We start from the raw sequence: 4,047 nt of genomic DNA, 5'->3' as shown, positions 1-4,047 counted from the left end.
GAATTAGTAGGTGGCAGCCAGCGTGAAGAACGATATGATGTTTTAGAAGCTATCATGGATGAAAAAGGAATGAGCAAAGACGGTTTACAATGGTACATGGATTTACGTCGCTATGGTGGATGTAAACATGCTGGTTTTGGTCTTGGATTTGATCGTTTCTTAATGTACTTAACGGGAATGCAAAATATTCGTGATGTTGAACCATACCCAAGAACACCAAGAAACTTAAAATTCTAAGCTTTTGGTGACTGCTTAAAATAACGTTATCGTTATTTTAGACAGTCACTTTTTATTAAAAAAGTATTATTAGATTTTAAAATAGTTTTGATGCTCAATAAATTTATAAAAAGCCTTGATTTATTATAGGCTTTTACCATTTATCAAGTTATAATATGTATTGAGGAGGCGATACCATGAATGAATATGATTTAATCAACGCCTATTTGAATTTGATTTTTGATAACAATCCTAACTATTTCAATCGTTTGCTTGACGGTTATCGTGGTTTACGACAATTAAGAAAATGGCTAAGAGAAAGAAATATTATTTTAGATGCGATTGAAAATATAGGTTTTGATATGTTTATTGATTTTACTAAAGCAAGATCACTAGAACAAATAACTGAACGTTTTGATCCTAAGCATCTTGAACAAATAACCGAATATGTTTTATCGGAACGTGAAAAATATCAGATTGTTGTTTTATCAAGTTTTGATTATAGTGAACCAATCAACTCTTATTTAACTTCAACAAAGATTGTCAGTGATTTAAGCAGCAGTAATGTTAGTGTTATTAATTGTCATAGTTTACTAAAAAAAGATGATTTATCATTTTATGGACCATTTAAACACTTTGTGACAGCTTTATATCAAATTGACCGCTGGCCGGGATTTTTGATTTTTAAAGATGAACAATGTGTGTTTGTACCAGTTTATACAACTAAGGATATTGAAGAAATAATGTTTAAAATAAAGCATAATACGATTTTTTCAATTAAATACCGTTCACCATACGATAGTTTTTTTATTCAGTTAAGTGATTTACATTTAGGTGGCAAGAAGAAAAATGAAGGACGGCAGGCCTTAGAAAAAAGTCTTGATGAAACTATTTTGCAGCTTAAATCATATCATCAGTTAAAATTCTTGATTACTGGTGATTTAATGAATACACCAAATCGTAAAAATATGTATGAAGCTGATGATTTTATGAAATTATTAAAAAGTAAATATAAAGCGGATGTATCATTTATTTTAGGTAATCATGATGTGATTGTTCATGGCTTAAATATTTTTAAACGCCAAAAAAGTAAAGTTATCGCTTTTTTACTGAGTGAAAAAATTAAAGTATTTGAAGATGAAAAAATCATTTTAATAAAAATAGATTCAACCGGTGAAGGGAACTTGGCACGAGGAAAAGTTGGTCAAAAACAGCTTAGTGCTATTGATGATGAATTAGCCGAAATTGAAAACATTAATAATTACACTATTATCGTGATGTTACATCATCACTTGTTCCCAATTACTCGTGATGACTTTTTAAAACAGCGCTGGCGTGAAAAACTGTTTGTCGGGAAACTGCTTGATAGTACTAAAGCTTTGGTCGATAGCCCGGATTTAGTAAAATGGCTCCGTAAACATCATATTCAATATGTTTTACACGGTCATAAGCATTTACCGTTTTTTAGCTATCAAGAAGGTTTGTATGTTATTGCTGCCGGTTCATCTTGTGGAAGTAATGCCAAAGAATTTAAGAGTCGTTATTTAAGTTATAATGTTTTAAAATACGATCACCGTTATAAACGATTTAAATATTGTTTTATCATTTATGATGATACTACTTTACAAGATCGCCAAAGAATTATAATTAATTTATTTTAAGGAAATGGGATGGAATAATGGATTTAGAAGAAAAATGGGGTGCAGCAGCTTTATATAGTTTTACTAAAGGTTATGGAGCTGTAGCGATGAATATCTACAATTTAGTTTTACCAATGCTTACTAATCAGTTGTTTAATCAGGAATTAGAAAAGAATCATGATTTTAAGCAATGCATCAATGCCTGTATCAAAAAAGATCATGATTTCGTTAATCAAGTTATTAATTCTATTGAACAGTTAAAAGAAGTTACTGGTCGGATGTTAGCAATTTTGTTATTAAATCATGAATTGGATTTTAAAATTGAAAATGGAATCATGAGCGGTAATTGTCGTTTTGAAAAAAACGTTGAAGATAAAAAAGCGTATGTTTTAGGCAAGATGCTACAAGGAAAAGATTATGATGAAATCGTCAGTTTGATCAAAGGTGATTTTAAAATTGTTTTTTTAGATCGTGAAAGTATTGGTAATGATATTGATTGTAGTCAATTAGATGAATATGGCAATGTTTTTATCTATGAACAAACACCAGTAGACAAAGTAAGCAAGCGGATTGAAGATGCTAGTGTTGTAATTACTAATAAACATATTTTAGGAGTTGAACAATTAAAAGATGCCAAAAAACTAAAGCTGATTTGTGTGACGGCTACGGGTGTTAATAATATTGATTTAAATTATTGTAAACTGGCTAAAATTGCTGTTTCCAATGTAATGGGGTATTCAACTAAAGCTGTTGCTCAGCATACTTTTAGCTTATTATTAGATTTGTATAATAAAAATCACTATTACCATGATTATGTTGCTTCTGGTAATTATGCTTCTAATTCATTATTTACTCATTTAGGTAATTCGTTTAATGAATTAGATAAAAAAACTTGGGGTATTGTTGGTATGGGTAATATTGGAAAAGAAGTAGCTAAGATTGCTGAGGTATTTGGCTGTAAAGTTCAATACTATTCAACTAGTCATAAAAATAATCAGGCGGGTTATAAACAAGTTGACTTTGATACATTATTAAAAACAAGTGATATTATTAGTATTCATGCACCGTTAAATAAACAAACTGAATATTTATTTGATTTAGACGCTTTTAAAAAAATGAAAGAAACAGCTTATTTAATCAATGTTGGCCGTGGTAAGATCGTTAAAGAAACAGCATTAGTAGAAGCTTTGAACAAACACATGATTGCCGGAGCCGGGTTGGATGTTTTTGAACAAGAGCCACTAAATGCCAACAGTCAATTATTAAAAATCCAGGATCCTACCCGTTTATTGATGACACCGCATATTGCCTGGGCACCAGTAGAAACACGTAGTCGGGTAATTGAAGAAGTTTGTTTAAATATTGAAAGTTTTAAAAAGGGAATTGTTCGTAATCAATGTTAAAGATGGATAATTGAAGATGCGTGGAGTAATGATGCAGTTTTTTCAATGGTATTTGCCTAGTGACGGTAATCATTGGAAAAAAGTAAAACAGGAAGCTAAAAATTTATCAAAAGCCGGTTTTAGTGCCATTTGGTTACCGCCGGCTTTTAAAGGGCAGGGCGGTATCAATGATGTTGGTTATGGTGTTTATGATCTCTATGATTTAGGTGAATTTGATCAAAAAGGTACGATACGTACTAAATATGGAACTAAAGATGAATATTTATCAGCCATCAAAGAATTACATCATTATAATTTAGCTGTTTATAGTGATATGGTCTTGAATCATCGCATGGGTGCTGATGGTACGGAGGCGGTGATTGCCGTTGAAAATGACAGCAATGATCGTAATCGCATCATTTCCAACAAAGAATTGATCGAAGCTTGGACTCGTTTTGATTTTTCCGGACGGAATGGGAAATATTCTGATTTTATCTGGAATGAAAGCTGTTTTGATGGTGTTGATTATGATGAACGAAGTAAACGTCATGCTATTTATGAATTTGATGGCGACAGCTGGGATGAATTAGTTGATGATGAAAATGGCAACTATGATTATTTAATGGGAGCTGATGTTGATTTTAATAATCCTGAGGTCATTAAAGAATTAGAACATTTTGGAAAATGGTATCTAGATTTTACTAATGTCGATGGTTTTCGTTTAGATGCTGTTAAACATATTGATTTTACCTTTTTTACTAACTGGTTACAAAAATTAAGAGCTTATAAACATCAGGATATCTTTGCAG

The 4,047-nt window shown here is 31.2% G+C and carries 4 protein-coding genes; all 4 read left to right on the top strand.

The annotated features are described in order from the left end of the window. Positions 1-237 (top strand): amino acid--tRNA ligase-related protein (locus J7M77_RS14705; protein ID WP_296879923.1); only part of this gene is annotated, 237 nt, incomplete at its 5' end. A 176-nt stretch (positions 238-413) separates the two neighbouring features. After that, entirely contained in the window at positions 414-1,877 is a 1,464-nt protein-coding gene (locus J7M77_RS14700) for a metallophosphoesterase (RefSeq protein WP_296879921.1), read from the top strand. 17 nt (positions 1,878-1,894) lie between these two features. Beyond that, positions 1,895-3,259 (top strand): D-2-hydroxyacid dehydrogenase, encoded by a 1,365-nt coding sequence (locus J7M77_RS14695; RefSeq protein WP_296879919.1) that lies wholly within the window; start codon positions 1,895-1,897, stop codon positions 3,257-3,259. A 16-nt stretch (positions 3,260-3,275) separates the two neighbouring features. Next, on the top strand, positions 3,276-4,047 hold a 772-nt coding region (locus J7M77_RS14690), incomplete at its 3' end, for an alpha-amylase (RefSeq protein ID WP_296879917.1).

Origin of the sequence: Thomasclavelia sp. (assembly GCF_017889095.1) — a bacterium.
In the GTDB taxonomy this organism is placed as follows: Bacteria; Bacillota_I; Bacilli_A; order Erysipelotrichales; family Coprobacillaceae; genus Thomasclavelia.
Note: the sequence above shows the minus strand (reverse complement) of the source record. Positions and strands in the feature narration are given on the sequence as shown.